At 71.2% G+C, this 23,438-nt stretch carries 18 protein-coding genes; 3 read left to right on the forward strand and 15 right to left on the reverse strand.

Annotation, left to right across the window (positions count from 1 at the left end; genetic code table 11):
- Positions 1-45: 45 nt before the first annotated feature.
- The 15 genes from ACZ66S_RS02510 to ACZ66S_RS02580 all read right to left on the reverse strand — a co-directional run bounded on the left by ACZ66S_RS02510 (position 46) and on the right by ACZ66S_RS02580 (position 20,773).
- Entirely contained in the window at positions 46-1,545 is a 1,500-nt protein-coding gene (locus ACZ66S_RS02510) for a D-ribitol-5-phosphate cytidylyltransferase (RefSeq protein WP_469899081.1), read from the reverse strand.
- Between the two features lie 144 nt (positions 1,546-1,689).
- On the reverse strand, positions 1,690-2,883 hold the full coding sequence (locus tag ACZ66S_RS02515; RefSeq protein WP_469899082.1) for a hypothetical protein: 1,194 nt from the start codon (positions 2,881-2,883) through the stop codon (positions 1,690-1,692).
- 90 nt (positions 2,884-2,973) lie between these two features.
- On the reverse strand, positions 2,974-4,524 hold the full coding sequence (locus tag ACZ66S_RS02520; RefSeq protein WP_469899083.1) for an alkaline phosphatase D family protein: 1,551 nt from the start codon (positions 4,522-4,524) through the stop codon (positions 2,974-2,976).
- A 202-nt stretch (positions 4,525-4,726) separates the two neighbouring features.
- Entirely contained in the window at positions 4,727-6,250 is a 1,524-nt protein-coding gene (locus ACZ66S_RS02525) for an FG-GAP and VCBS repeat-containing protein (protein WP_469899084.1), read from the reverse strand.
- A 92-nt stretch (positions 6,251-6,342) separates the two neighbouring features.
- Positions 6,343-7,779 (reverse strand): GTPase ObgE, encoded by a 1,437-nt coding sequence (gene obgE / locus ACZ66S_RS02530; protein ID WP_469899086.1) that lies wholly within the window; start codon positions 7,777-7,779, stop codon positions 6,343-6,345.
- A 116-nt stretch (positions 7,780-7,895) separates the two neighbouring features.
- The gene (gene rpmA, locus ACZ66S_RS02535) at positions 7,896-8,150 is read right to left on the reverse strand and encodes a 50S ribosomal protein L27 (RefSeq protein WP_007381992.1); all 255 of its coding nucleotides are present in this window, start codon (positions 8,148-8,150) and stop codon (positions 7,896-7,898) included.
- A gap of 14 nt (positions 8,151-8,164) precedes the next feature.
- On the reverse strand, positions 8,165-8,485 hold the full coding sequence (rplU, locus tag ACZ66S_RS02540) for a 50S ribosomal protein L21 (RefSeq protein WP_007381993.1): 321 nt from the start codon (positions 8,483-8,485) through the stop codon (positions 8,165-8,167).
- A gap of 206 nt (positions 8,486-8,691) precedes the next feature.
- The gene (gene rfbC, locus ACZ66S_RS02545) at positions 8,692-9,285 is read right to left on the reverse strand and encodes a dTDP-4-dehydrorhamnose 3,5-epimerase (RefSeq protein ID WP_469899088.1); all 594 of its coding nucleotides are present in this window, start codon (positions 9,283-9,285) and stop codon (positions 8,692-8,694) included.
- Between the two features lie 10 nt (positions 9,286-9,295).
- The gene (locus tag ACZ66S_RS02550) at positions 9,296-11,299 is read right to left on the reverse strand and encodes a glycosyltransferase family 2 protein (RefSeq protein WP_469899089.1); all 2,004 of its coding nucleotides are present in this window, start codon (positions 11,297-11,299) and stop codon (positions 9,296-9,298) included.
- A complete protein-coding gene (rfbD, locus tag ACZ66S_RS02555) occupies positions 11,296-12,192 on the reverse strand; it encodes a dTDP-4-dehydrorhamnose reductase (RefSeq protein ID WP_469899091.1) in 897 nt (298 codons plus the stop codon). Before rfbD ends, ACZ66S_RS02550 begins: the two co-directional genes overlap by 4 nt.
- Positions 12,189-13,175 (reverse strand): dTDP-glucose 4,6-dehydratase, encoded by a 987-nt coding sequence (gene rfbB / locus ACZ66S_RS02560; protein WP_469899093.1) that lies wholly within the window; start codon positions 13,173-13,175, stop codon positions 12,189-12,191. The genes rfbD and rfbB overlap by 4 nt, the downstream gene beginning before the upstream one ends.
- Complete coding sequence (locus tag ACZ66S_RS02565; RefSeq protein ID WP_469899094.1) at positions 13,172-14,239, reverse strand: glucose-1-phosphate thymidylyltransferase; 1,068 nt, start codon at positions 14,237-14,239, stop codon at positions 13,172-13,174. Before ACZ66S_RS02565 ends, rfbB begins: the two co-directional genes overlap by 4 nt.
- Before the next feature lie 229 nt (positions 14,240-14,468).
- The gene (locus ACZ66S_RS02570) at positions 14,469-18,509 is read right to left on the reverse strand and encodes an Rne/Rng family ribonuclease (protein ID WP_469899096.1); all 4,041 of its coding nucleotides are present in this window, start codon (positions 18,507-18,509) and stop codon (positions 14,469-14,471) included.
- A gap of 263 nt (positions 18,510-18,772) precedes the next feature.
- Positions 18,773-19,537 carry a TIGR03936 family radical SAM-associated protein gene (locus ACZ66S_RS02575; protein WP_469899098.1) on the reverse strand — a complete coding sequence of 255 codons (765 nt, stop codon included), beginning with the start codon at positions 19,535-19,537 and terminating at the stop codon, positions 18,773-18,775.
- A gap of 48 nt (positions 19,538-19,585) precedes the next feature.
- Complete coding sequence (locus tag ACZ66S_RS02580) at positions 19,586-20,773, reverse strand: hypothetical protein (RefSeq protein ID WP_469899100.1); 1,188 nt, start codon at positions 20,771-20,773, stop codon at positions 19,586-19,588.
- 306 nt (positions 20,774-21,079) lie between these two features.
- On the opposite strand from ACZ66S_RS02580, the gene ACZ66S_RS02585 reads away from it, so the two are divergent.
- The 3 genes from ACZ66S_RS02585 to ACZ66S_RS02595 all read left to right on the forward strand — a co-directional run bounded on the left by ACZ66S_RS02585 (position 21,080) and on the right by ACZ66S_RS02595 (position 23,436).
- Complete coding sequence (locus tag ACZ66S_RS02585) at positions 21,080-21,664, forward strand: TerD family protein (protein ID WP_123764962.1); 585 nt, start codon at positions 21,080-21,082, stop codon at positions 21,662-21,664.
- A 128-nt stretch (positions 21,665-21,792) separates the two neighbouring features.
- A complete protein-coding gene (locus ACZ66S_RS02590) occupies positions 21,793-22,491 on the forward strand; it encodes a DUF899 domain-containing protein (protein ID WP_469899101.1) in 699 nt (232 codons plus the stop codon).
- Positions 22,492-22,605: 114 nt separating this feature from the next.
- A complete protein-coding gene (locus ACZ66S_RS02595) occupies positions 22,606-23,436 on the forward strand; it encodes a class II glutamine amidotransferase (protein WP_469899103.1) in 831 nt (276 codons plus the stop codon).
- Positions 23,437-23,438 lie beyond the last annotated feature (2 nt).

Raw genomic sequence — 23,438 nt, forward strand, 5'->3', positions numbered from 1 at the left:
GGCAGCCACAGAGGCCTGAATTTACAGAAGGCTATTTGTCCCTGATTATGCCACGCCGTCCTGACGGTCCAGGACACTGGCCAGTGCCTGCTCGAAGCCGGACGCCTGGCCCGCGGAGGCCGTCGGGTCCTGCTGGCGGACGTCGATGACATGGCCGGTCAGCTCGGAGAGCAGCACGTCGAGCGAGGTGCGGGCCACCGCCTCGGAGGACAGCAGACTGCCCGCGGGCTCCTGGCCGAAGGCCTTGGTGCGCATGGGCGTGGCGGTGCGCTCCGGGTTGATGCAGTTCACCCGGACGCCGTCACCCGCCCATTCGTCGGACAGGGCCTGCGTCAGGTTGACCATCGCCGCCTTGGTCGAGGAGTACAGGCTGTACTCGGCGCGGCCGCGGGTGTAGCTGCTGGAGGTGTACAGCAGCAGTTGGCCCTTGGTCTCCGCCAGGTACTTGTACGAGGAGCGCGCGATCTGCACCGGGGCCAGGTAGTTGACCTTCAGCGCCTCCTCGATGGTGGCGTTGTCGGTCTCCGCGAGCTTGCCGATGCGCAGCACGCCCGCGGTGTTGACGACGTAGTCGATCCGCCCGGTCTCGGCGTACGCCTTGGACAGCGCGTCGTCGACCTCCTCCGGGTTCTCGACGTGGGTGCCGGTGGTGGAGCGGCCCAGCGCGTACACCTTGGCGCCGTAGGACTCGGCGAGCTCGCCGATGTCCTTGCCGATGCCGTAGGAGCCGCCGAAGACGACGATGGTCTTGCCGGTGAGCAGCTCGCGGTAGGCCTCGTCGTCGACCTGCTCGGGCGCGGCGGTCGAGGCGAGCTGGAAGAGCTTGTCGGCGATGAAGACGTCGACGGGCTGGGTGACCTTCATGTTGTACTCGTCACCCGCGACGACGTGGATCGGCACGTCCGGCAGGTACTTGAGCACGACCGAACAGTCGTCCGTGGCCTGGAAGTTGGGGTCACCGGCGGCGACCTCGTAGGCGCGCTTGATGGTGGACAGCTTGAAGGCCTGCGGGGTCTGCCCGCGGCGCAGCCGGGAGCGGTCCGGGATCTCGGTGATGAACTCGCCGTCCCCGCCGTGCTTGCGCGTGACGATGATGGTGTCCGCGGACGGGATGGCCACGTCGACGGCCTGGTAGCGCTCCAGGGCGACCACGCAGTCGTCGATGACGCGCCGGGAGAGCAGCGGGCGCACGGCGTCGTGGAACAGGACGTTGAGGTCCTCGCCCTCGGCCAGGCCCTCGCCGAGGGCCGCGATGGCGCGCTCGGTGGTCTCGTTCCGGGTGGAGCCACCCTCGATGATCTTCTTGACCTTGGTGAACCCGGCCTTGGCGACGATCTTCTCTATGTCGGGTACGTAGCCCGGCGCCATCAGGACGATGATGTCGTCGATGGAGTCGGCCTTCTCGAAGGTGGTCAGGGTGTGCTCGATGACTGCCTTGCCGGCGATCTTCAGCAGCTGCTTGGGGATCGAGAGACCCACGCGCTGACCGGTGCCACCGGCCAGGATCACTGCGGTGGTACGGGGCTTGGCGATGTGCTGGGACACAGAAGACCTACCTCGGGGCGACAGGGAACGGGGAAATGGTCCCACTTGCGGTTACCGCTGTGCAAGGTGACCGCCGTCCGCCGCATATGTACGCGCTACCTGTCATTCATCTTGCACTGCCGGTAACGGCGGCCGTCCGGGAGTTCAGCGTCGGCGCAGCTTCTTCAGGCACCGGTGACCGAGTACCCGCATCAGTTCCTTCGACGACGTCTGATGCACCGTGCGCGCCTTGGCCGGAGAGGTGTGCCGCACCGGCGACTCGGCCGCCGCGGCCAGCGCCCCGTACAGCGCCTGCGCCGCCACCTCGGGAGAGATCCGCGGGGCGGGGACGCCGTCCCGTGCGGGCGCCTTCGGTACGGCGGACAGGAGACCGGGGTCACCGATGATCCGCACGCCGGCGGCACCGATGTTCCGGGCCATCTCGGCACCGATCCCGGCCGCGGCTTCGAGAGCCCACTCAGGAGTGAGGATCTTCACGTCATCGGGTGACGGACTGCACGCGTTCTTCATATGCATGACGGCGCCGTTGCGGACGAGCTTGGAATACAACTCGTCCGGCAGTCCATTGCCGCGGAATTCCTTGTTAAGGTTTCGCAGCATTTCGGTCTCGGCGAGAGTAAGAGAACGATTCGCGGCGTCCGGAACGGGCTGGAGGAGATTCTCGGGGAGCCCGAGGAGCTGTTCGAAAGTGCGCAGCAGCGCGCCGCGGTCGCGGTCGTCGACCACGACGACGGTGATCCGGTCCGGACCGACCGCGCGGGCCCACCGTTCGACGAGCCGGTCGTGCCGGTGGCGGCGCCAGAAGCTGGGGTTGGGCTGCTCGTACGGCGCCTTGCGCAGCATGTGGGTGAGCCAGTCCTCGTAACCCATGCGCAGGCCGTTCTGCACGTACTGCTGCCACTGCGAGGGCATGATCCGCACCAGCGGGCGCAGCGTGACCAGGACGTGCACGAGCTCCCCGCCGAGCTGCTCGACGATCCGCGCGACCGTCTCGTCGTCCTCGGCGTCGGCGAAGAACTCGCTGCTGATCACCGAGGTCCGGCCGCCGGTGGCCGCGACCTGCTCCAGCAGACGTGTCCAGTGCTTCTCGGTGGGCGCGGTGTCACCCATCATCGCGGGCCGCGCGCAGGCGGCCAGGGCGGCTTCCATCGGGTGTCTGGTGTGCGCCGGGAAGACGACCCCGTGCTCGGGCAGCCGGTCCTTCGCCGCGAACAGCGCGCCCTGGATGGCGGTGGTGCCGGTCTTGTGGGGGCCGATGTGCAGCAGGCGCGTGCCGGCGGGCAGCGGAGCGGTCACGCCGTTCACCGGAAGGTCGTCTCTCGTACAGTCCGTCTCCATAGTCAGAGGACGGTAAGAGAACTGCCTGAGTGTTGCCTGAGAGGAGTGTGGGACTGTGATGAAGACCACGCCCCTCCCAGGCAACCCGCCTCACGCGGGATGGACACCCGGCTTGCCCGCCTCGACTCGCAACTGCGCCAGCGTGGTGGTCACCGCCTCCGGCCTGACCACCGTGTCGACCGCCCTGACCTGCGCGTCGATGCCGTGCCGGTCGATGTCGAAGAGGTGGTAGCCGCGGTGGGCGTCGATGAACTTCCAGTGCGGGTTGTCGGCCGTCAGCGGGTCCCACTGGGCGTGGAAGGCGGCCTGGTCCTGGTCGCCGTTGCTGGAGATGGAGGTGCCGACGAACTCGGCGCCGACGACCCGGGAGGACGGGTCGGCGTAGTCCTCCTTGAGGTCGCTGATCATCGTGAGGTGGCGGTCGCCGGAGAGCACGACGGGGTTGCGCACCCGCTTGAACTCCTCCAGCAGGGCGTTGCGCTCGACCTGGTAGCCGTCCCAGGCGTCGTAGTACCAGAGTTTGCCCTCGCCGAGCAGGATGTCGGTCTCGGCCATCATGATCTGCGAGGCGATGAGGTTCCAGCGGGCCGGTGAGCCGTGCAGCCCGTCGAGCAGCCACTGCTTCTGCTCGGCGCCGAGCATGGTGAGCGAGGGGTCCTGGGCGGCGGCCTGGCTGGTGACCTGGTCGCTGCGGAACTGCCGGGTGTCGAGCACGTTCAGCCGGACCAGCCGGCCGAAGTCCAGTCTGCGGTGCATCCGGATGTGCGGGCCGTTCGGGACGGCGGTGGCACGCACCGGCATGTGCTCGTAGTACGCCTGGAAGGCCGCCGTGATCCGGGCCACGAACGCGTCGTGCGGCTGCTTGTCGGGGTCCTGCGGGATCTCGCCGGCCCAGTCGTTGTCGACCTCGTGGTCGTCGAAGGTGACCACCCAGGGCGCGCTCGCGTGGATCTCGGCGAGGTCCGGGTCGGTGCGGTACTGGGCGTACCGGTTGCGGTACTGGGCGAGGGTGTACGGCTCCCCCGTGCCCTCGTGCCGGCGCGGACCGGACGAGGAGGGTGCCGACTCGTAGATGTAGTCGCCGACGAACAGCACGACGTCGGGGTCCTGGTCCAGCATGTCGGCGTACGGCGTGAAGTAGCCGTGCTGCCAGTTCTGGCAGGAGGCGAGCGCCACCCGGAGGTTGCCGCCGGAGCTGTGCCGGTCGGGGGCGGTGCGGGTGCGGCCGGTGCGCGAGAGCTGGCCGTCTGCGCGGAAGCGGTACCAGTACGCACGGCCGGCGCGCAGGCCCCGTACGTCGACGTGGACGCTGTGTCCGTACGCGGGCAGGGCCTGGGCGGTGCCGCGCCGGACCACCTTTCTGAAGCGCTGGTCCTCGGCGAGCTCCCATTCGACCGGGACCACCCTGTCGGGCATGCCTCCGCCGTTCAGCGGATCGGGGGCGAGCCGGGTCCAGAGCACGATGCCGTCCGGCAGCGGGTCACCGGAGGCCACGCCGAGGCTGAACACCCCGTCGGGCAGCGGGGTCTCCGCGGCCCGCGCGGTGCCCGGCAGCCAGAGCTGGGTGGAGGCGGCGGCGCCGAGCACGGCGGCACCGGCGGTCAGAAAGCGGCGTCGGCCGGGTGATGCTGCTCCGTACATGGGCGAACTCCCTTGCGTCGCTGACCTCTTGGGCACCCTGGAAGCTCACGCTTCGGGGTGATCCGTGCGTTGAACCAGAGTGTTCGCGTGCATGACAAATAGGTAGACAACAGAAGAGCCGTTGCGACTCGGGTATCACATGATGAACGTGATCCCGGCGCAACGGCCTTCAGGACACCGCCGACTGACGATCTTTTGGGTTCTAGTTGGCGAAGTACGAGCCCAGACGGGCGTTCGCCGCGGTGGTGCCGAGCAGGGTGTGGCCGAAGGTGAACGTGCCGTCCGGCCCGAGGACGGTGGCCGGAATCGGCAGGCCGCCGGGCGAGGCGACGTACTCCCCCCGGGACCGGAAGGACCACACGGACCCGGCGCCCGTGTTCTCGCCGGGCGCGCCGACCGCGAGGTCAGCGAGCCCGTCGCCGTTCGCGTCCCCCACATGGACGGCCTTGCCGAAGACGTCACCCTTCTCGGCGGCTCCCGGCACTCCCGGGCTGTTCTGGGTGACCACCTGGTGGGAGCCCGCTCCGGTCAGCCCGTCGGCCCGGCCGCTCAGCACGACGACCGCACCGGCGTCCTTGACGGAGTTCGGTGCGGAGGCGGGCCCCAGGTCCTCGCCGGGTACGCCGGTGACCACGTCGAGGTAGCCGTCCCCGTCGACGTCGGCGAGCTGGACGTCGGTGCCGAAGCCGTCGCCCTTCTCGGCGGTGCCGGGCACCCCGGGGCTGTCCTGGTTGACGGCCTGCTCCGCCACTCCGTCAGGAGCGCCCGAGGTGCCGGGTATCCAGGTGACACGGCCGCCCTTGGCCCGGTACGCGTCATGGTCGCTCGCGTAGCCGTCGACGGCCCGGCCCACCACGATGTCGGCGTGGCCGTCCCGGTCGACGTCCCCGACCGCGAGGTTCTCGCCGCCCTGGAGCGCGGCGCCGTCGATGTCCCAGACCAGTGTCCAGGGCGTGAGGCCGTCCCTGGTGCCCCACCAGTACGCGATCCGCCGGGAGTCGAAGGTGTCGGTGCCGGTCTGGGCGGCCACGACGTCGGTGATCCCGTCGCCGTTGAGGTCGCCCACGTCGAGGTCGAGGACCCGGCTGTCGTACCTGTCCTTCACCACCTGGCGTTCCCCGGTGGCCGCGCCGGAGCGGGTGAAGGGGCCGCCGGTCGCCACCAGGCCGTACCGGTCCACCGCGGTCAGCAGGTCGGTCGCCCCGTCCCCGTCGACGTCCCCCGCCGCGAGGTGTCCCTCGGCGCCCAGCCGGTCGCCGGCCGCGCCGGAGGCCAGGATGGCCCCGCCGGACAGACCGCGGGCGCCGCCCCACAGGACCTGCACCCGTCCGGAGCCGCCGTCCTCACCGCCCACGCCCACGATCAGGTCGCCGTACCCGTCCCGGTCCAGGTCGGCGGCGGTGAGCGCGCTGCCGAACCGGTCGCCGGCCTCGGCACCGCCCGGGACGCCCGCCGTGTTCTGGCTGAACACCCGCTCGGTGGCGGACTTCAGGCCACTCGCCGAGCCGTACAGCACACCGACGAACCCGGCCTTCGCCCTGCCGGCCACGGTCCCGTCGGGCGCGGCCACCGCGAGGTCGGCGTACCCGTCCCCGTTGAAGTCGTCCCGCACCTGGCGGGGAGCGGCCTCGGCGGCCCCGGCGGTGGTGGGCAGCGCGGCGGCGCCTGCGCCGAGCGCCAGGGCGACGGCGAGCGCCGTACGCCACCCTCTTCGTTGTACGCGCATGCCGCATCCCCTCCTGTGACGGTCGTACGGATTGCCCGGTACGACTCACAGGAAGGGCGGTTGGTTGTCTTGCGGCCGATCCGCGGGTCGGATCAGAAGGGCTCGAAGTCGTCGAACTCCTGGCTGGCCTCGTCCCGTTCGGCCTGCTTGTCACGGCGGCGCTGGGCGGCGGGGCGGGGTGCCTCGAAGCGGTGGTCCTCACCGCGCCGGCCGAGCATCTCGGCGCCGGCCATGACGGTGGGCTCCCAGTCGAAGACGACCGCGTTGTCCTCGGGGCCGATGGCGACGCCGTCACCCGAACGGGCGCCCGCCTTCATCAACTCCTCTTCCACACCGAGGCGGTTGAGGCGGTCGGCGAGATAGCCGACGGCCTCGTCGTTGCTGAAGTCGGTCTGCCGCACCCAGCGCTCCGGCTTCTCGCCGCGCACCCGGAACAGCCCGTCCTCCTCGCGGACCACGGTGAAGCCGGTGTCGTCCACGGCCTTGGGCCGGATGACGATGCGGGTCGCCTCCTCCTTGGGCTTCGCGGCCCGTGCCCGTCCGACCAGGTCGGCGAGCGCGAAGGAGAGCTCCTTCAGCCCCATGTGGGCGACCGCGGACACCTCGAAGACGCGGTAGCCGCGCGCCTCCAGATCCGGCCGCACCATCTCGGCGAGGTCCTTGCCGTCCGGTACGTCGATCTTGTTGAGGACGACGATGCGGGGACGGTTGTCGAGGCCGCCGTACTCCCTGAGCTCCGCCTCGATGATGTCGAGGTCGGAGACCGGGTCGCGGTCGGACTCCAGGGTGGCGGTGTCCAGGACGTGCACGAGGACACTGCACCGCTCCACGTGCCGCAGGAACTCAAGGCCCAGGCCCTTGCCCTGGCTGGCGCCCGGGATCAGGCCCGGCACGTCGGCGATGGTGTAGACGCTCTCACCGGCGGTGACCACGCCCAGGTTCGGGACCAGGGTGGTGAAGGGGTAGTCGGCGATCTTCGGCTTGGCCGCCGAGAGGACGGAGATCAGCGAGGACTTTCCGGCGCTCGGGTAGCCGACCAGCGCCACGTCGGCGACGGTCTTGAGCTCCAGGACGATGTCCTGGAGGTCACCGGGCACGCCGAGCAGCGCGAAGCCGGGGGCCTTGCGGCGGGCGGAGGCCAGGGCAGCGTTGCCGAGGCCGCCGCGGCCGCCCTGGGCGGCGACGTAGGAGGTGCCGTGGCCGACGAGGTCGGCGAGGACGTTGCCCGCCTTGTCGAGGACGACGGTGCCGTCCGGGACCGGCAGGACCAGGTCCTGGCCGTCCTTGCCGGAGCGGTTGCCGCCCTCGCCGGGCTTGCCGTTGGTGGCCTTGCGGTGCGGGGAGTGGTGGTACTCGAGCAGCGTGGTCACGGACTGGTCGACGGTCAGGATGACGTCGCCGCCCCGTCCGCCGTTCCCGCCGTCGGGACCGCCGAGCGGCTTGAACTTCTCCCGGTGAACGGAGGCACAGCCGTGACCTCCGTTACCCGCGGCGACATGCAGTTCGACGCGGTCCACGAAGGTGGTCATGGTTCGGTGCCTCCAAAAACGTATGGGTACTACTGGCGTAACACGCGAAAGGCGGACCCGCCTTCCCACCAGGGAAGTGAGGTCCGCCTCGCGAAAAGTTCGGTCTAAGCGTGAGCTCAGGCGACCGGAACGATGTTCACGACCTTGCGGCCACGGTGGGTACCGAACTCCACCGCACCGGCGTTCAGCGCGAACAGCGTGTCGTCGCCGCCACGGCCGACGCCCGCACCCGGGTGGAAGTGGGTGCCGCGCTGGCGGACCAGGATCTCGCCCGCGTTGACGACCTGACCGCCGAAGCGCTTCACGCCGAGGCGCTGAGCGTTGGAGTCACGACCGTTACGGGTGGACGATGCGCCCTTCTTGTGTGCCATCTCTCCTCAGTCCCTTACTTCGCAGCCGCGGGGATCTCAGTGACCTTGATCGCCGTGTACTGCTGGCGGTGGCCCTGACGACGGCGGTAGCCGGTCTTGTTCTTGTAGCGAAGGATGTCGATCTTGACGCCCTTGTGGTGGTCCACGACCTCGGCCTGGACCTTGATGCCGGCCAGGACCCACGGGTCGCTGGTCACAGCGTCGCCGTCGACAACGAGCAGGGTCGAGAGCTCGACCGTGTCGCCAACCTTGGCAGTGGAAATCTTGTCAACCTCAACGATGTCGCCGACAGCAACCTTGTGCTGGCGACCACCGCTGCGCACGATGGCGTACACGCGGATCTCACTCTCTCGCTCGGGAACGGCACCCCCGCAGTCCAGCCGCCCGGCAGAGCAGACGGCCTCTCCCGGCCAGAACAGCGACCCGAGAGGAAGAGGTTTACGGGGATGTGGCGTGTCACCAGTGGACACGCCGACGGTCTAGGTTACGGGGCCGCGGCCGAACGGGTCAAACCGGGCCCCGTCGCGTTCAAACCCACGCGTCAGGAGCCGAGGCTCTCCCGGTAGGCCACGCACTCCTCGTAGGAGGGCAGCAGCCCCTGCTCGCGGGCCTCGGCCAGGGTGGGCGCCTGCTCGTCCTTGGGGGACAGCAGCGGGGCGACGCCCTCGGGCCACTCGATGCCGATCTCGGGGTCGAGCGGGTGGATGCCGTGCTCACGCTCGGGCGCGTAGCCCTCCGAGCACAGGTAGACCACGGTGGCGTCGTCGGTGAGCGCCATGAATCCGTGGCCGAGCCCCTCGGAGAGGTAGACGGCGTGGTGGTCCTGGTCGTCCAGGCGGACGATCTCCCACTGGCCGAAGGTGGGCGAGCCCACCCGGATGTCCACGATCACGTCGAGGACCGCGCCGCGCACGCACTTGACGTACTTGGCCTGCCCGGGCGGCACGTCGGCGAAGTGGATGCCGCGCAGGGTGCCGCGGCTGGAGACCGACATGTTGGCCTGGGCCAGGCTCAGCGGGTGGCCCGCGGCCTCCGCGAAGGCCGGGGCCTTGAACCACTCGTGGAAGCTGCCCCGGCCGTCGGGGAAGACCTTCGGCTCGAACACCCAGGCACCGGAGATCGAAAGGGGTCGCATCGCGGAGTTCTCAGCCCTTCTTCTGGTTGGTCAGGGCGCGCTTGATGCGCCCGGCGGCCCGACGCCACAGCGGGCGCGGCGCGGCCGCCTTCTTCTGGGGGGCGGCCGCCTTCTTCGCGGCCGGCTTCTCGGAAGGGGTGTGCCGGTCGATCACCTTGGCGGCGCGGGCGGCGTCCACCACGACGTCGACGGGCAGCCGCGTCCACTTGCGCTCACCGCGAGCGGCCGAGGGCACCCCGATCCGCACCGCCCAGCGCATCCCGGTGAGCTTCTCCAGCGGCAGCGCGGCGGTGACGGTACGGCCGTCCACGGCGGCGTCGGCCGGGTACTTGCCGACGTTCTTGCGCTCGAAGCGGAGCTGGACCGGGTCCCCGCCGGTCGCGGCGACGTGCAGCGGCAGGGGCAGCCGTACGGCGGAACCCTCGACCGTGGCGTCCGCGGGCGGCATGACGGCGACCGCCTCGCCCTCCAGCTTGTTGGTGTGCTGGTCGACGTCGAGCGAGAGGTTGCCGGGACCGTCGGTCCAGTACGGCAGGACGAGCCTCTTGGACTCGCCGGTGAGGGCGGCCAGCCGGCCGGCCTCGACGTCCTCGCCGCGCACCGCGCCGAGCCGGGTCTCCTTGCTCCAGCCGCAGGACTTGATCCTGAGGTGCAGGTCCCAGATGCCCTTGTCGAGCGGGGCGCCGGAGGCCGCGGTCTCGGGGTCGAGCTCGGCGCGGGCGGAGATCCGCTGGCGGACCGCACCGTCGCCGGCCTCGATCTCGCGCGGCTCGCTCGTGACGGGGAGGTAGAACTGGCGGGCGTCCTCGCGGTGCCGGACCACCAGGTCGACGTCGCTCTTGGCGAGCGGGGCGTCCAGCTTGACGCCCTGGTCGTCGAGCGCCTTGAGCGCCTCGTCGGACAGCGGCAGGGCGAGCAGCCGGCGCTCGCCCTCCTGACGGAAGGTCATGGGCGCGTCGCCGTTGTGCAGTTCGGCGTCGAAGCCGACGTGCAGGGTGCCGTCCTGCCACTCCAGCGAGGTGAGCTCGCCGGTGGGCGTGATCCCGGCCTCCCACTCGGCGAGGGCGCGGACGTCCTGGTAGCGGTCGGCGAAGACCAGCCCGGCGACGACCTTCTGGGTGAGACCGAGACGGGCGACGACACCGGGGCCGAAGCGCTCGGTGACCACCTTGTGGATCTCGGTGTACAGCTCCTCGGCGTAGTCCTCGGGGAGCTTGAGCAGCCGCTTGCCGCGCAGCCGCTCGACCATCTCGTTGCGCAGCCAGCGGCTGAACAGCTTGTCGCGCAGGGCGCCGGGCTCGGTCAGCTCCTCGACGACGTCGAGGGCCTCGCGCAGGTTGCCGAAGTAGCCGACCGGGTCGAAGCGCTGGAAGCCGGCGTTGGAGCCGTCGTCCCGGGTGATGTGGTAGTAGCACAGGTAGTCGCTGAGCACGGCGACGCTCTTGGCGCGCAGGTAGGCCTCGACGACGAAGACGTGGTCCTCGAGGCGGCGGCGGCCCTCCTTGAAGCGCATGTTGTGCTGGTTCAGGAACTCCCGCCGGAACATCTTGTGCGGGGTGAGGCTGTCGATCAGCGGCGCGTTGGACACGGTGGCGCGCGGCCGGTTGACCCGGAACAGCTCCTGCGGGACCGGGCGTCCGATGCCCGCCATCTTGCCCACGACCACGTCGGCCTCGTTGGCCTTGCCGTAGTCGTACATCCGCTCCAGGGCCTCGTCGCCCAGCCAGTCGTCGTGGTCGACGAACATGACGTACTCGCCCCGGGCGGCCTCGATGCCGGTGTTGCGGGGCTTGCCCGACCAGCCGGAGGACTCCTGGTGGATGACGTGGAAGTGCGGGTGCTCGGCGGCGAGCTGGTCCAGGCGGGCCGGGGTCTCGTCGGTGGAGCCGTCGTCGACGAAGAAGACCTCGAACTCGTCCGGGGTCAGGCTCTGCCGGAGCAGGCCCGTGATGCAGTCCTCGACGTACTTGCCGGGGTTGTAGACCGCGATGACGACGCTGACCTTGACCGTCACGCCGTGTTCTCCTTCAGATGGACCCGGTGGATCTCCGGGAAGGCCTCGGTGAGAGCCGTGCGCCAGTCGCGCAGCGGCTCGATGCCGGCCTCGGCGAACCGGCCGTGACCGAGGACGCTGTAGGCGGGACGGGGAGCGGGGCGTACGAACGCGTCGCTGGTGGTGGGGCGGACCCGGGCCGGGTCGGCGCCGAGCAGCCGGAAGATCTCCTGGGTGAAGCCGTGCCAGGTGGTCTCGCCGGAGCTGGTGCCGTGGTAGACGCCGGCCGGGGCGGTGCCGGCGAGGGCGCCGAGGCCCAACTCGACCAGCAGGCCCGCGAGATCGGCGCTCCAGGTGGGCTGGCCGCGCTGGTCGTCGACGACGTCGAGGGTGTCCTTGACGCCCTCCAGCTTGATCATCGTCTTGACGAAGTTGGGGCCGCCGGTGCCGTACAGCCAGGCGGTGCGCACGACGTAGCCGCGCTCGGTCGCCAGGACCGCCTTCTCGCCGGCCAGCTTGGTGCGGCCGTAGGCGCTGCGGGGCGCGGTGGGCGCGTCCTCGGCGTACGGCTCCTCGGCGTCGCCGGCGAAGACGTAGTCCGTGGAGACGTGCAGCAGGACGGCGCCGGTGCGGGCGCAGGCCTCGGCGAGGTGGCGCGGTCCGTCGCCGTTGATGGCGAGTGCCTCGTCCTCACGGGTCTCGGCGTCGTCGACGGCCGTCCAGGCGGCGCAGTTGACGACCACGTCGGGCCGGTGCTCCTCGAGCGCCGCGCTCACGGCGTCGGCGTCGGTGAGGTCCAGCGCCTTGCGGTCGAGGGCGACGAACCGCTCCCCCGACCGGGACAGCCGGGCCAGGACGTCCTGGCCCAGCATGCCGCCCGCGCCCGTGACCAGCCAGGTGCGGTTGTCGGTCACAGCGCGGCCCGCTCCTTCAGCGGCTCCCACCAGGCACGGTTGTCGCGGTACCACTGCACGGTCTCGGCGAGGCCCTGCTCGAAGCTCTTGCGGGGCTCGTAGCCGAGCTCCTCGCGGATCTTCGTGCAGTCGACGGAGTAGCGGCGGTCGTGGCCCTTGCGGTCCTCGACGTACTCGACGCTGGTCTCCCAGTCGGCGCCGCAGGCCTTCAGCAGCAGGCCGGTGAGCTCCTTGTTGGAGAGCTCGGTGCCGCCGCCGATGTTGTAGACCTCGCCGGCCCGGCCCTTGGTGCGCACGAGCTCGATGCCCTGGACGTGGTCGTCGATGTGCAGCCAGTCGCGGACGTTGCCGCCGTCGCCGTACAGCGGGACCTTCTTGCCGTCGAGGAGGTTGGTCACGAAGAGCGGGATGACCTTCTCGGGGAAGTGGTGGTGCCCGTAGTTGTTGGAGCAGCGGGTCACGCGCACGTCGAGGCCGTGGGTGCGGTGGTACGACAGCGCGATCAGGTCGCTGGACGCCTTCGCCGAGGAGTACGGCGAGTTGGGCTCCAGCGGGTGCGTCTCGGGCCAGGAGCCCTCGTCGATCGAGCCGTAGACCTCGTCGGTGGAGATGTGCACGAAGGTCTTGATGCCCGCGCGGTGGGCCGCGTCGATGAGGGTGTGGGTGCCGACCACGTTGGTGCGCACGAACTCGGCGCCACCGTCGATGGAACGGTCCACGTGCGACTCGGCGGCGAAGTGCACCACCTGGTCGTGCTCGGCCATCAGCTTGCCGACCAGCTCGGGGTCGCAGATGTCGCCCTGCACGAAGGCGAAGCCCGGGTGCTCGCGCACCTCGTCGAGGTTGGCCGGGTTGCCCGCGTACGTCAGCTTGTCCAGGACGGTGACCGAGACGTCACCGGGGCCCTGGGAACCGAGCACGGTACGGACGTAGTGCGAGCCGATGAAGCCGGCACCGCCGGTCACCAGAATCCGAGTGGTCATGAAGAGATCTGCACCTTGCTGTGATCACCGAGCACGAGCCGGTGTGCCTTGGGGTTACGGGGCGCGGGCGTGACCTCTACGTCACGTCCGATGAGCGAGGCCTCCACGCGGCGCACGCCGGTCACGGACGAGCCGCGCAGCACGATGGAGTACTCGATTTCGCTGTCCTCGATCCGGCAGTCCTCGGAGACGGACGTGAACGGACCGATGTAGGCGTCGTTGACCACCGTGCCGGCACCGATGATGGCAGGACCGACGATCCGGCTGCCACTGACGCTGGCACCCGCCTCGATGCGGACCCGGCCGATGATCTCGCTGGTCTCGTCGACCGTGCCCTCGTTCACCGGATCGACGGTCTCCAGGACCGACCGGTTGACCTCCAGCATGTCGGTGACGTTGCCGGTGTCCTTCCAGTAGCCGGAGATGGTCGTGGAGCGGACGTCGCGCTGCTGGTCGATCAGCCACTGGATGGCGTGGGTGATCTCCAGCTCGCCGCGCCAGGAGGGCTCGATGGAGCGGACGGCCTCGTGGATGGCCGGGGTGAAGAGGTAGACGCCGACGAGGGCGAGGTCGCTCTTGGGCTGCTTGGGCTTCTCCTCCAGGCCCACCACGCGGCCGTCGGCGTCGAGTTCGGCGACACCGAAGGAGGTGGGGTTGGGGACCCGGGTCAGCAGGATCTGGGCGTCGGGCCGCTCGGCGCGGAACTCGTCCACCAGACCGGTGATGCCACCGACGATGAAGTTGTCGCCGAGGTACATGACGAAGTCCTCGTCACCCAGGAACTCCTGCGCGATGAGGACGGCGTGGGCGAGGCCCAGCGGCGCTTCCTGCGGAATGTAGGTGACCTTGATCCCGAACTGGGAGCCGTCGCCCACCGCCTCACGGATCTCCTCCGCGGTGTCGCCGACGACGATGCCGACCTCGCTGATCCCGGCCTCGGCGATCGCCTCCAGGCCGTAGAACAGCACCGGCTTGTTGGCGACCGGCACCAACTGCTTGGCGGAGGTGTGGGTGATCGGGCGGAGGCGGGTGCCCGCTCCCCCGGAGAGCACGAGAGCCTTCACGAAAATCCCTATTTGTCTAAATTAAGCGTCAATCTCGGCTCACATCATAACCCTGGGGACAGGCCGGGGATTCACCGGCCATTCACATGATGGATCACCGGTTGACAACTTTCCGTTCGGACGCAATACCCACAGAATCACGAAATCCGCTCCCGGCGAACCAGGAGCGGATTTCGATCTTCATACGGCCGAATCCATTCGGTGACCGTCCGTCAGACGACGTGGACCGTCAGGACTCCTCCGCCGGGCTGGAGACGGCACCGGGCGCCTTCTGCTCGGCCGCCACCGTCTTCTTCGACGCCGCCTTCTTCGCGGTCGTCTTCTTGGCGGCGGTCTTCTTCGCGACCGTCTTCTTGGCGACGGTCTTCTTGGTCGCCGCCTTCTTCGCCGTGGCCTTCTTGGCCGTCTTGCGAGCCGTCTTCTTGGCCGGAACCGCCTCCTCGGCGGCCTCCTCCGGGTCGGCCGGCGCCTCGGCCGAGGGCACGACCACGACGGCCGCCTCCTCCGACGCGGTGGGCGCGGTGGCCTTGCGGACGGCACGGCGGCGCGGACGGGCCGGGGCGGCGCTCTCGGGGGCCGCCTCGGGCTCGGCCGCAGCGGCCTCGGACACGGCCTCCTCGACCGGCGCCACGGCCGCGGGAGCCGCCTCGACGGTCTCGGCGACCGTCACCACGGCCGCCTCGGCGCCCGCCGGGGAACCGGCCGGAGCCGACGCCCTGCGGGTGGCGCGGCGACGCGTACGGCCCTTGGGAGCGGCCTCGTCGACGGCGGACTCGGCGACGGCGGGCTCGGGCGCGGCCGGCGCGGCCTCGACCACCGGGTCCTCCGCCGCGACCGGCTCGGCCTGCGCCTCGGCGGCCGTCTCCGGCTGCACCGGACGCGCCACCTCCGCCTCGGCCGGCACGGCCTGGGCGGTCGGGACCTCGACGTCCTCGGACACCGGGCTCTCCACGTCGGCCGGGGCCTCGGCACCACCCGAACGCCTCGACCCGCCGCCCCGCGGGGCACCGGCCGGAGCGGACGCCCGGCGGCTCGCCCTGCGACGGCCACGTCCGCGCGTGGCGGCCGCCTCCGCCTCGGCGATGCTGCTGTACAGCTCCTCGTCCGGCGCGAACTCGGCCGGGGTCAGCGCGATCGGCTCGGCCACCTCGGCGGCGACCTCCGCCTCCGTCTCGACCTCGATCTCCTCCGGCGCCTCCACGACGGCCGCGGCCTCGTGGGTGTGCTCGTGCCCGTCGCCGCCGCGCCCGCGCTTCTTGCGCTTGCCGCCGCCACCGGCGGAGGTCGGCTGCTCCATGTGCACGATGACACCGCGGCCGTTGCAGTGGACGCAGGTCTCGGAGAAGGACTCCAGCAGGCCCTGGCCGACCCGCTTGCGGGTCATCTGGACCAGGCCCAGCGAGGTGACCTCGGCGACCTGGTGCTTGGTCCGGTCCCGGCCCAGGCACTCCAGCAGACGCCGGAGCACCAGGTCCCGGTTGGACTCCAGCACCATGTCGATGAAGTCGATCACGATGATGCCGCCGAGGTCGCGCAGCCGGAGCTGACGCACGATCTCCTCGGCCGCCTCCAGGTTGTTCCTGGTGACCGTCTCCTCCAGGTTGCCGCCCTGGCCGGTGAACTTGCCGGTGTTGACGTCGACGACGACCATCGCCTCGGTCCGGTCGATCACCAGCGAACCGCCGCTGGGCAGCCAGACCTTGCGGTCCAGCGCCTTGGCGAGCTGCTCGTCGATCCGGTACGTGGCGAAGACGTCGACCTCGGAGGTCCACTTCTGCAGCCGCTCGGCGAGGTCGGGGGCGACGTGGGAGACGTATCCGTGGACGGTCTCCCAGGCCTCCTGACCGCTGACGACGACCTTGGAGAAGTCCTCGTTGAAGATGTCGCGGACGACCCGGACGGTCATGTCCGGCTCGCCGTAGAGCAGCGTCGGGGCGTTGCCGCTCTTGGCCTTCTTCTGGATGTCCTCCCACTGCGCCTGCAGTCGCTCGACGTCGCGGCGCAGCTCGTCCTCGCTCGCGCCCTCGGCGGCGGTGCGCACGATGACGCCCGCGTCCTCGGGGACGATCTTCTTGAGGATGGTCTTCAGACGCGCCCGCTCGGTGTCGGGCAGCTTGCGGCTGATGCCGGTCATCGAGCCCTCGGGGACGTACACGAGGTAACGGCCCGGCAGGGAGACCTGGCTGGTCAGACGCGCGCCCTTGTGCCCGATCGGGTCCTTCGTCACCTGGACGAGCACCGGCTGGCCGGACTTGAGCGCGGACTCGATGCGGCGCGGCCCGTTGGCCATGCCCAGCGCCTCGAAGTTCACCTCACCGGCGTACAGCACGGCGTTGCGGCCCTTGCCGATGTCGATGAATGCGGCCTCCATCGACGGCAGGACGTTCTGGACCTTGCCCAGGTAGACGTTGCCGACGTAGGAGGTGGCCTGCTCCTTGTTGACGTAGTGCTCGACGAGCACGCCATCCTCGAGCACGCCGATCTGGGTGCGCTCACCGCTCTGCCGGACGACCATCACGCGCTCGACGGCCTCACGGCGGGCCAGGAACTCGGCCTCGGTGATGATCGGCACGCGGCGGCGGCCCTGCTCACGGCCCTCGCGGCGACGCTGCTTCTTGGCCTCCAGACGGGTCGAGCCCTTGATGGACTGCACCTCGTCGGACGGCTCGGACTTCGGGCGCGGCTCGCGCACCTTGACGACGGTCCGCTCCGGGTCGCCGTCACCGGGCTCGCTGTCGGCGGAGTCACCGGACCGGCGCCTGCGGCGACGGCGGCGACGGCTGCTGGAGCTGGAACCGCCGGACTCGTCCGAACGGGCGTCCTCGTCGTCCTCGTCGTCGTGCTCGGCGTCGGCGTCGGCGTCGTCCTCGTCCTGAGCGGACTGAGCGGACTGAGCGGAGCGCCCGGCCTCCTCGGCGGCGGGCTCGTCGGAGTCGTCCGCGTCCTCGTCACCGGACGCCTCGGCGGACTCGCCCCGGCGCCGGCGGCGGCCACCGCGCCGGCGACGGCGGCGCGAGCCGGTCTCCTCGGCGTCGGCGTCGTCCTCGGCGGCGTCCTCGGCGGCCTCGTCCGTCTCCTCTTCCTCGACGACGGTCTCGGCCGCGGTCTCCTGCACCTCGGGCTCGTCACCGGCACCCCGGCGACGGCGGCGGCGCCGCGAGCCGGTCTGCTCCTCGACGGCGGTCTCCTCGACCGGCTCGACGACCTCGGCCGGCTCGCTCTGTCCGGCCTCCGCCTCGGCGGCGGCCTCGGCGGCGGCCCGCTGCGGGGTCTGGAACTGCGGCTCGGTGAAGACGGGAGCCTGGAACACGGCGACCGCGGGGCGCGCGGGCCGGCGCGCCGACCCGTCCTCGTCGTCGGCACCGGCGGCGCCGCCGCGCCGCGCGGGCTCGGAGAACCCGGTGGCGGCCTGACGGACGGACCGGCGACGGGCACGGCGCGGGGCGGCCTCCTCGACGGGGGCCTCGGCGGCGGGCTCCTGCACGACGGGGGTCTCGGCGGCGGCCTCGGCCGGCGCGGCCTCGACGCTCTCGCCCTCGGGGGCCCCGGCGGGCGCGGAGACGCGCCGCGTGGCACGGCGACGGGTACGCCCGGCGGGCGCGGCGGACTCCTCGGACGCCTCGGCGGCCACCGGCTCCGCGGCCACCGGCTCGGCGGCCTCCGGAGCACCGGCGGGCGCGGCGGCCCGGCGCGTGGCACGGCGACGGGTGCGCGGAGCCGGCGCGGCGGTCTCGGCGTCAGGCGCCTCTGTCTCTGTGGGCGCCTCGGCGGTCACCGGCGCCTCGGTCCCGGCCGACTCCTCGGCCGCGGGGGCGGCGGCGGGCGCGGTCACCCGGCGGGTCGCACGCCGACGGGTGCGCGCGGCGGGCGGAGCCGCGTCCTCGGTCTCGGCGGGCGCGGTGTCCTCGGCCGCGAGCTGTGCGGGCGCCTCGGCGGCGGCCACTGGCACCACGGTCTCGGCGGCCTCGGCCGCCGCGGGGGCCCCGGCGGGGGCGGACGCCCGGCGGGTGGCACGTCGGCGCGGACGCGGCGCGGCCTCGGCCGGCTCCTCCGCCACGACGTTCTCGTCGAGCTTCTCCTCCTCGTCCGTGACGAGGTCCTCGGCCTCCGCGGCCGGTATGGCCGGAGCGACGACCTCCTCGGCGCCCGGGGCGCCGGCGACCGGCGGTCCCGCCGGCCTGGAAGCGGCCCTGCGCCGACGACGCGGCGGCAGGGTGTCGCTCGGGGTGTTCTGTTCGGAACCCTCGATGGGTTCGGTCGGTTCGAGCATGCGGGCTTGTCTCCCGTCAGGCTCCCGGGCGCCGCGCCTGGTCCGGCGAGGATGCCGGTGACGTCCGCGGCTCGCGCGATGCGCGGTGCCGCCGTCCGGGGCGCGGGCGCCGCACGGGAGCTCTCTGTGTCCTGTCTCGCCGGTTCCGTACGCCCTTGTTGGGTACGGCCTGGCGAAAGTCTTGTGGTCGGTGCGCTGCCCGACCCAGGTGGCTCCCGAGTACGAGGGCTGCGCTACGACGCCCGTCCTTCGCGGGACCTTCCTTACGCCGGCGCCTTCGCGGCGGCAGTCGGTTCGGCCGTTGAGTGGGCCTCGACTGCCTCGCGGTCGGGCGCGAGCGGGTCGGTCACCGTGCCGGTCTCTTCATCGAGCAGCCCCTGCGCCAGCCTGGTCACCGCTGCGGGGACCGGCGGCGCCAGGTCGGCCACGGCGCGGAGACCGGACAGGACGTCGTCGGGTCGTACGGCAGGCGTCACGTGCCGAACAACCAGCCGCAGTATCGCACAGGGCTGGTCGGTCGGCCTATCAGCGGGTTCACTGTGCGTTTCCAGGTGGACGACCGCGGGGCGGGCGTCGAAGGTCCGCAGGCCGTTCTTGGTGGTGCGCTGGACCTCGACCGCCTCGGCCGAGTTGAACGCGGCGACCGCGCGCTCGGCCTCGGCCGGTGCCACGCCGTCCAGCCTGAGCTCCCACACGGAAGCGGTGAGCCGGTCGGCGAGTCCCGAGGTCCGGGCCTCGACCGCGTCGACGACGTCGAGCCCGGCGGGCAGCGACTCGTCGAGGAGGAGCCGGAGCTTCTCCGGGTCGCGCGCCTGCGTGAGCGCGATCTCCAGGTACTCCGCCTCACTGCCCGTGCCGGTGGGTGCGGCATTGGCGTACGACACCTTCGGATGCGGCGTGAACCCCGCCGAGTACGCCATGGGCACCTCGGCGCGGCGCAACGCACGCTCGAAGGCGCGCTGGAAGTCACGGTGGCTGGTGAACCGGAGGCGGCCGCGCTTGGTGTAGCGCAGTCGGATGCGCTGCACCGCCGGTGCGGGCGGCGGGCCTTCGGGCTGTCGCTTGCCCAGTGTCGCTCAGTCCTTCGTGAGTGCGGTCGTACTGCTACCAAGAGTACGTGTGTCGGCGCCCGTCGGTTCCCGCCGGGCCACCACCTCACGCTCACGGGTTCCCCCGGCACTGCCGAAAAGAACCCGCCGGACGTCGGCCCGGGCCTGCCGTACGGATTCCCGGGCGGAGGCGAGCGTGGCCCGGGTGATCCGGCCCACACTGCGCGCGGCCTCGGCGACGGGCCGCAGCACCGCGTCCCGGATCACGTGCCCGACGGGTGTCAGGACCTCGCGGTACACCCAGCGCACCGGCTCGACGAAGATCCACCGGAAGAGGGTCGAGAGGAACCGGCCGACGGCGAGGGAGATGTGCCCGGCGATCCGCCACGCGTGCCCGAGGGCGTCCCACACCTCCCGGCCGACGACGGCGAGGGCCCGCCCCACGGGCGCGAGGACCCAGCGCCACAGGGCGACGAAGGGCAGGACGAGCAGGACGCGGGCGATCCAGTACAGGGCGACGCCGATGCCGGTGAGGACGGCGCTCGCCAGCCACGCGACGCCCTTGGCGCACCACGCGATCCCCTGCGCGCACCAGACGATCGCGCGCCCGACCGGCGTGAGGATCCAGAGGAGCACGGTCCCGACGCCCCTGAGGAGCCACATGATCCCGTGCCCGACCGGCGTGAACATGCGCGCGTACACCCACGTCAGCCCGGCCACGATCCCTCGCACGACCCACGCGATGCCGTGCCCGGTCACCGTGCAGATCCAGACGAGCCCGGCGCCCACGCCCTTGAGGAGCCATACGATCCCGTGCCCGACCGGGGTGAGCACGCGCGCGTACACCCACACCAGGCCGGCCACGATCCCCCGTACGACCCACGCGATGCCGTGTCCGACCGGTGTCAGCACCCACCGGTACAGCCACACCAGGGGCAGGACCAGGAGTACCTTGCCGAGCCAGCCGACCGCCTTGGCGAGGGGCACGACCAGGTACCGCCACACGGCCACGCAGGGCCAGACGACGAGCGCCCGCCACAGGGGCCGCAGCACGCTGTCGCGCAGGAAGCGTCCCACCACGACGAGCGCGTCCCACGCGATCCGCACGGGCACGACCAGCACGAGCACGACGATGCGTACGGGGATGCGAATCGCGACGGTGAGACATCCCTCGGGCGGGGACGCCTGCTGCGCGGGCTGCTTCTCCAGGTCCATAACGACGTAGACGCCTCAGTTCCCCGTCCGGATCCCGTACGGCGGCTCCGCTCCGCACCGGTCCTCGAATTCTCCGCCCCTGACGCGGTCACCTTACGAGAGGCGGTGTCGGTGGCGGCACGGGTGACCAGGGGCCGGGCGAGGGCCGGTTGACGACGGACGGCGGCGGGGCCGCGAGCACGGACCGGCTGCCGTCACCGTCAACCCACCCCGGTGGCAGGGCCGTTGCGGCTCGGTGCGCCTCTCGTCGACGACGGCCACGGATCCGCTGTGGGACCTCGGAGAAAGCCCGTGCAGTATGTCCCCATGATTACGCTTACGAAGGAAGACGGCCCCGCCGACCTGGACGGCGTGACCCATCTGTCCATAGGGGTCTCCTGGGACCCGACCGCGGGCGCCAGCGGCGGGGTGATCGGCAAGCTGCGCCGCAAGACCGGCACGGACCTCGACCTGATCGCCATCGCCATGCACGACGGCGACCCGGTGCGTCTGGCGGGCCTGGACTCGCTCGACCCCATCGGCAACGGCTCCCTGCTGCACAGCGGCGACAACCAGACCGGCCACGGGGACGGCGACGACGAGACGGTCACCGTCGAGTTCGCGAAGATCCCGCCGCACATCACGTCGATCGTCTTCGTGGCCGCCGCCTACAAGAAGGGCAGTTCCTTCCAGAAGGCCCGCAACATCAGCTTCAAGGTGTACGACGCCACCGGCGGCAGCTCCCAGCAGGTCGCCGACATCTGGCCGAGCATGCTCACCACGGACAACGGCTGCGCGGTCGCCAAGGCGGTCCGGGTCGGCGCCACCTGGAAGCTCGAGGTCATCAACGTGACGGGCAAGATCAAGCAGGGTGACGAGCTGGCCCTGATGCGCTTCGCCGCGAGCAAGTAGCACGCACCGGAAGGGCGTTGCCGAGGGGAGGGGCCGCGGCACCGGCGGCCCTTCCCTCCCGCGACCGATGAGTTCCCGCGCCCGCCGGGGTCTGCCTCCGGAGAGAACCGCACTCTGTGAGGGGACCCATGACCGCACACGCACTGCCTCCAGTCGTCGACGCCGCGACCTGGGAGCGCCGGCTCGGCGAACTGCGAGCCCGGGAGAAGGCCGCGACACGCGAACTCGACGCCATCGCCGCCGAGCGCCGCCGCCTGCCGATGGTCGAGCTGCCCGACTACACCCTGGACGGCGAGGGCGGCCCCGTACGCCTGGTGGACGTCTTCGAGGGCAAGCGGCAACTGATCGTCTACCACCACATGTGGAACGCCGGCCAGGAGTGGCAGTGCCCGGGCTGTACCGGCTTCACCGCGCAGTTCACCCGGCTGGAGTTCCTGGAGAACTACGACGCCCGGTTCGTCGTCGTCACCCAGGGCCCGATCGAGGAGGTCCTCGCCTACCGGGAGCGGGTCGGCAACCGGATGCCCTGGTACTCCACCGCGAACAGCCCCTTCGGCGAGGACGTCGGCGCCCCGCCCGGCGGCGGCTTCGCGGTCAACGTCCTCCTGCGCGACGGCGACACCGTCCACCGCACCTGGCACACCGACGGCCGCGGCACCGAGCAGCTCAGCCACACCTTCGCCCTGATCGACCTCCTCCCCTACGGCCGCCAGGAGCAGTGGCAGGACTCCCCCGAGGGCTGGCCCCAGGCGCCCACCTACAGCCGCTGGACCACCTCCAAGGACATCGCGGCGCTCTACGGCCCCGGCTCCGCCGACGGAAGCTGAGCGGGCCCGGGGCGGGGGGCGCTGCGAACCGCTCGCCCTGCTCCTCCCGCCCCGGCGGTCCATACTGGTGACGGAAGTGACGCCGTTCCTCCTGCGAGGAAGGTGAGTGCGCGCATGTGCCGTTGGATCGCCTACTCGGGCACGCCTGTCCTGCTCAGCCGCGTCCTGTTCGAGCCTCAGCACAATCTGATCGACCAGAGCCTGCACTCCCGCATGGGGGTGGAGACCACCAACGGCGACGGCTTCGGGATCGGCTGGTACGCCGAGGACCTCGCCACCCCGGCGGTCCTACGGGACGTGGGCCCGGCCTGGAACAACCGGAACCTGCAGGAGGTCGCTCACCACGTCCGCTCGGGTGTGTTCTTCGCCCACATCAGGGCGACGACCGGGACAGCCGTCCAGCAGACCAACTGCCACCCCTTCCGCAGGGACCGCTGGCTGTGGATGCACAACGGCATGATCAACGAGTTCCACCGGCTCCGCCGCGACCTGGCCCTGGCCGTCGATCCGGCCCTCTATCCCGAGATGGAGGGTTCGACCGACTCCGAGCTGATGTTCTACCTGGCCCTGACCTTCGGCCTCACCGAGGACCCGCCGGGCGCCGTGGCCCGCATGGCCGGCCTGGTGGAGGAGACCGGCCGACGGCACGGCGTCCCCCACCCCCTCCAGATGACCGTCGCCCTCTCGGACGGTGAGCGGGTGTGGGCCTTCCGCTACTCCAGCGAGGGCAAGTCGCGGTCCCTCTTCTACAGCACCGCGGTGGACTCCCTGCGCGCCCTGCACCCGGACGCCGCGTTCCTCCGCGAGGTCGACGAGGAAACCCGCCTGGTCGTCTCCGAGCCCCTGGGCGACCTCCCAGGAGCCTGGAACGAAGTCCCGGAAAGCACCTACGGCGTCATCCAGCCGGGCCCGGACATGCTGTACCCGTTCCGCCCCCTGCCGTAGCG

The sequence above is a fragment of the Streptomyces sp. NPDC107471 genome (assembly GCF_055582845.1).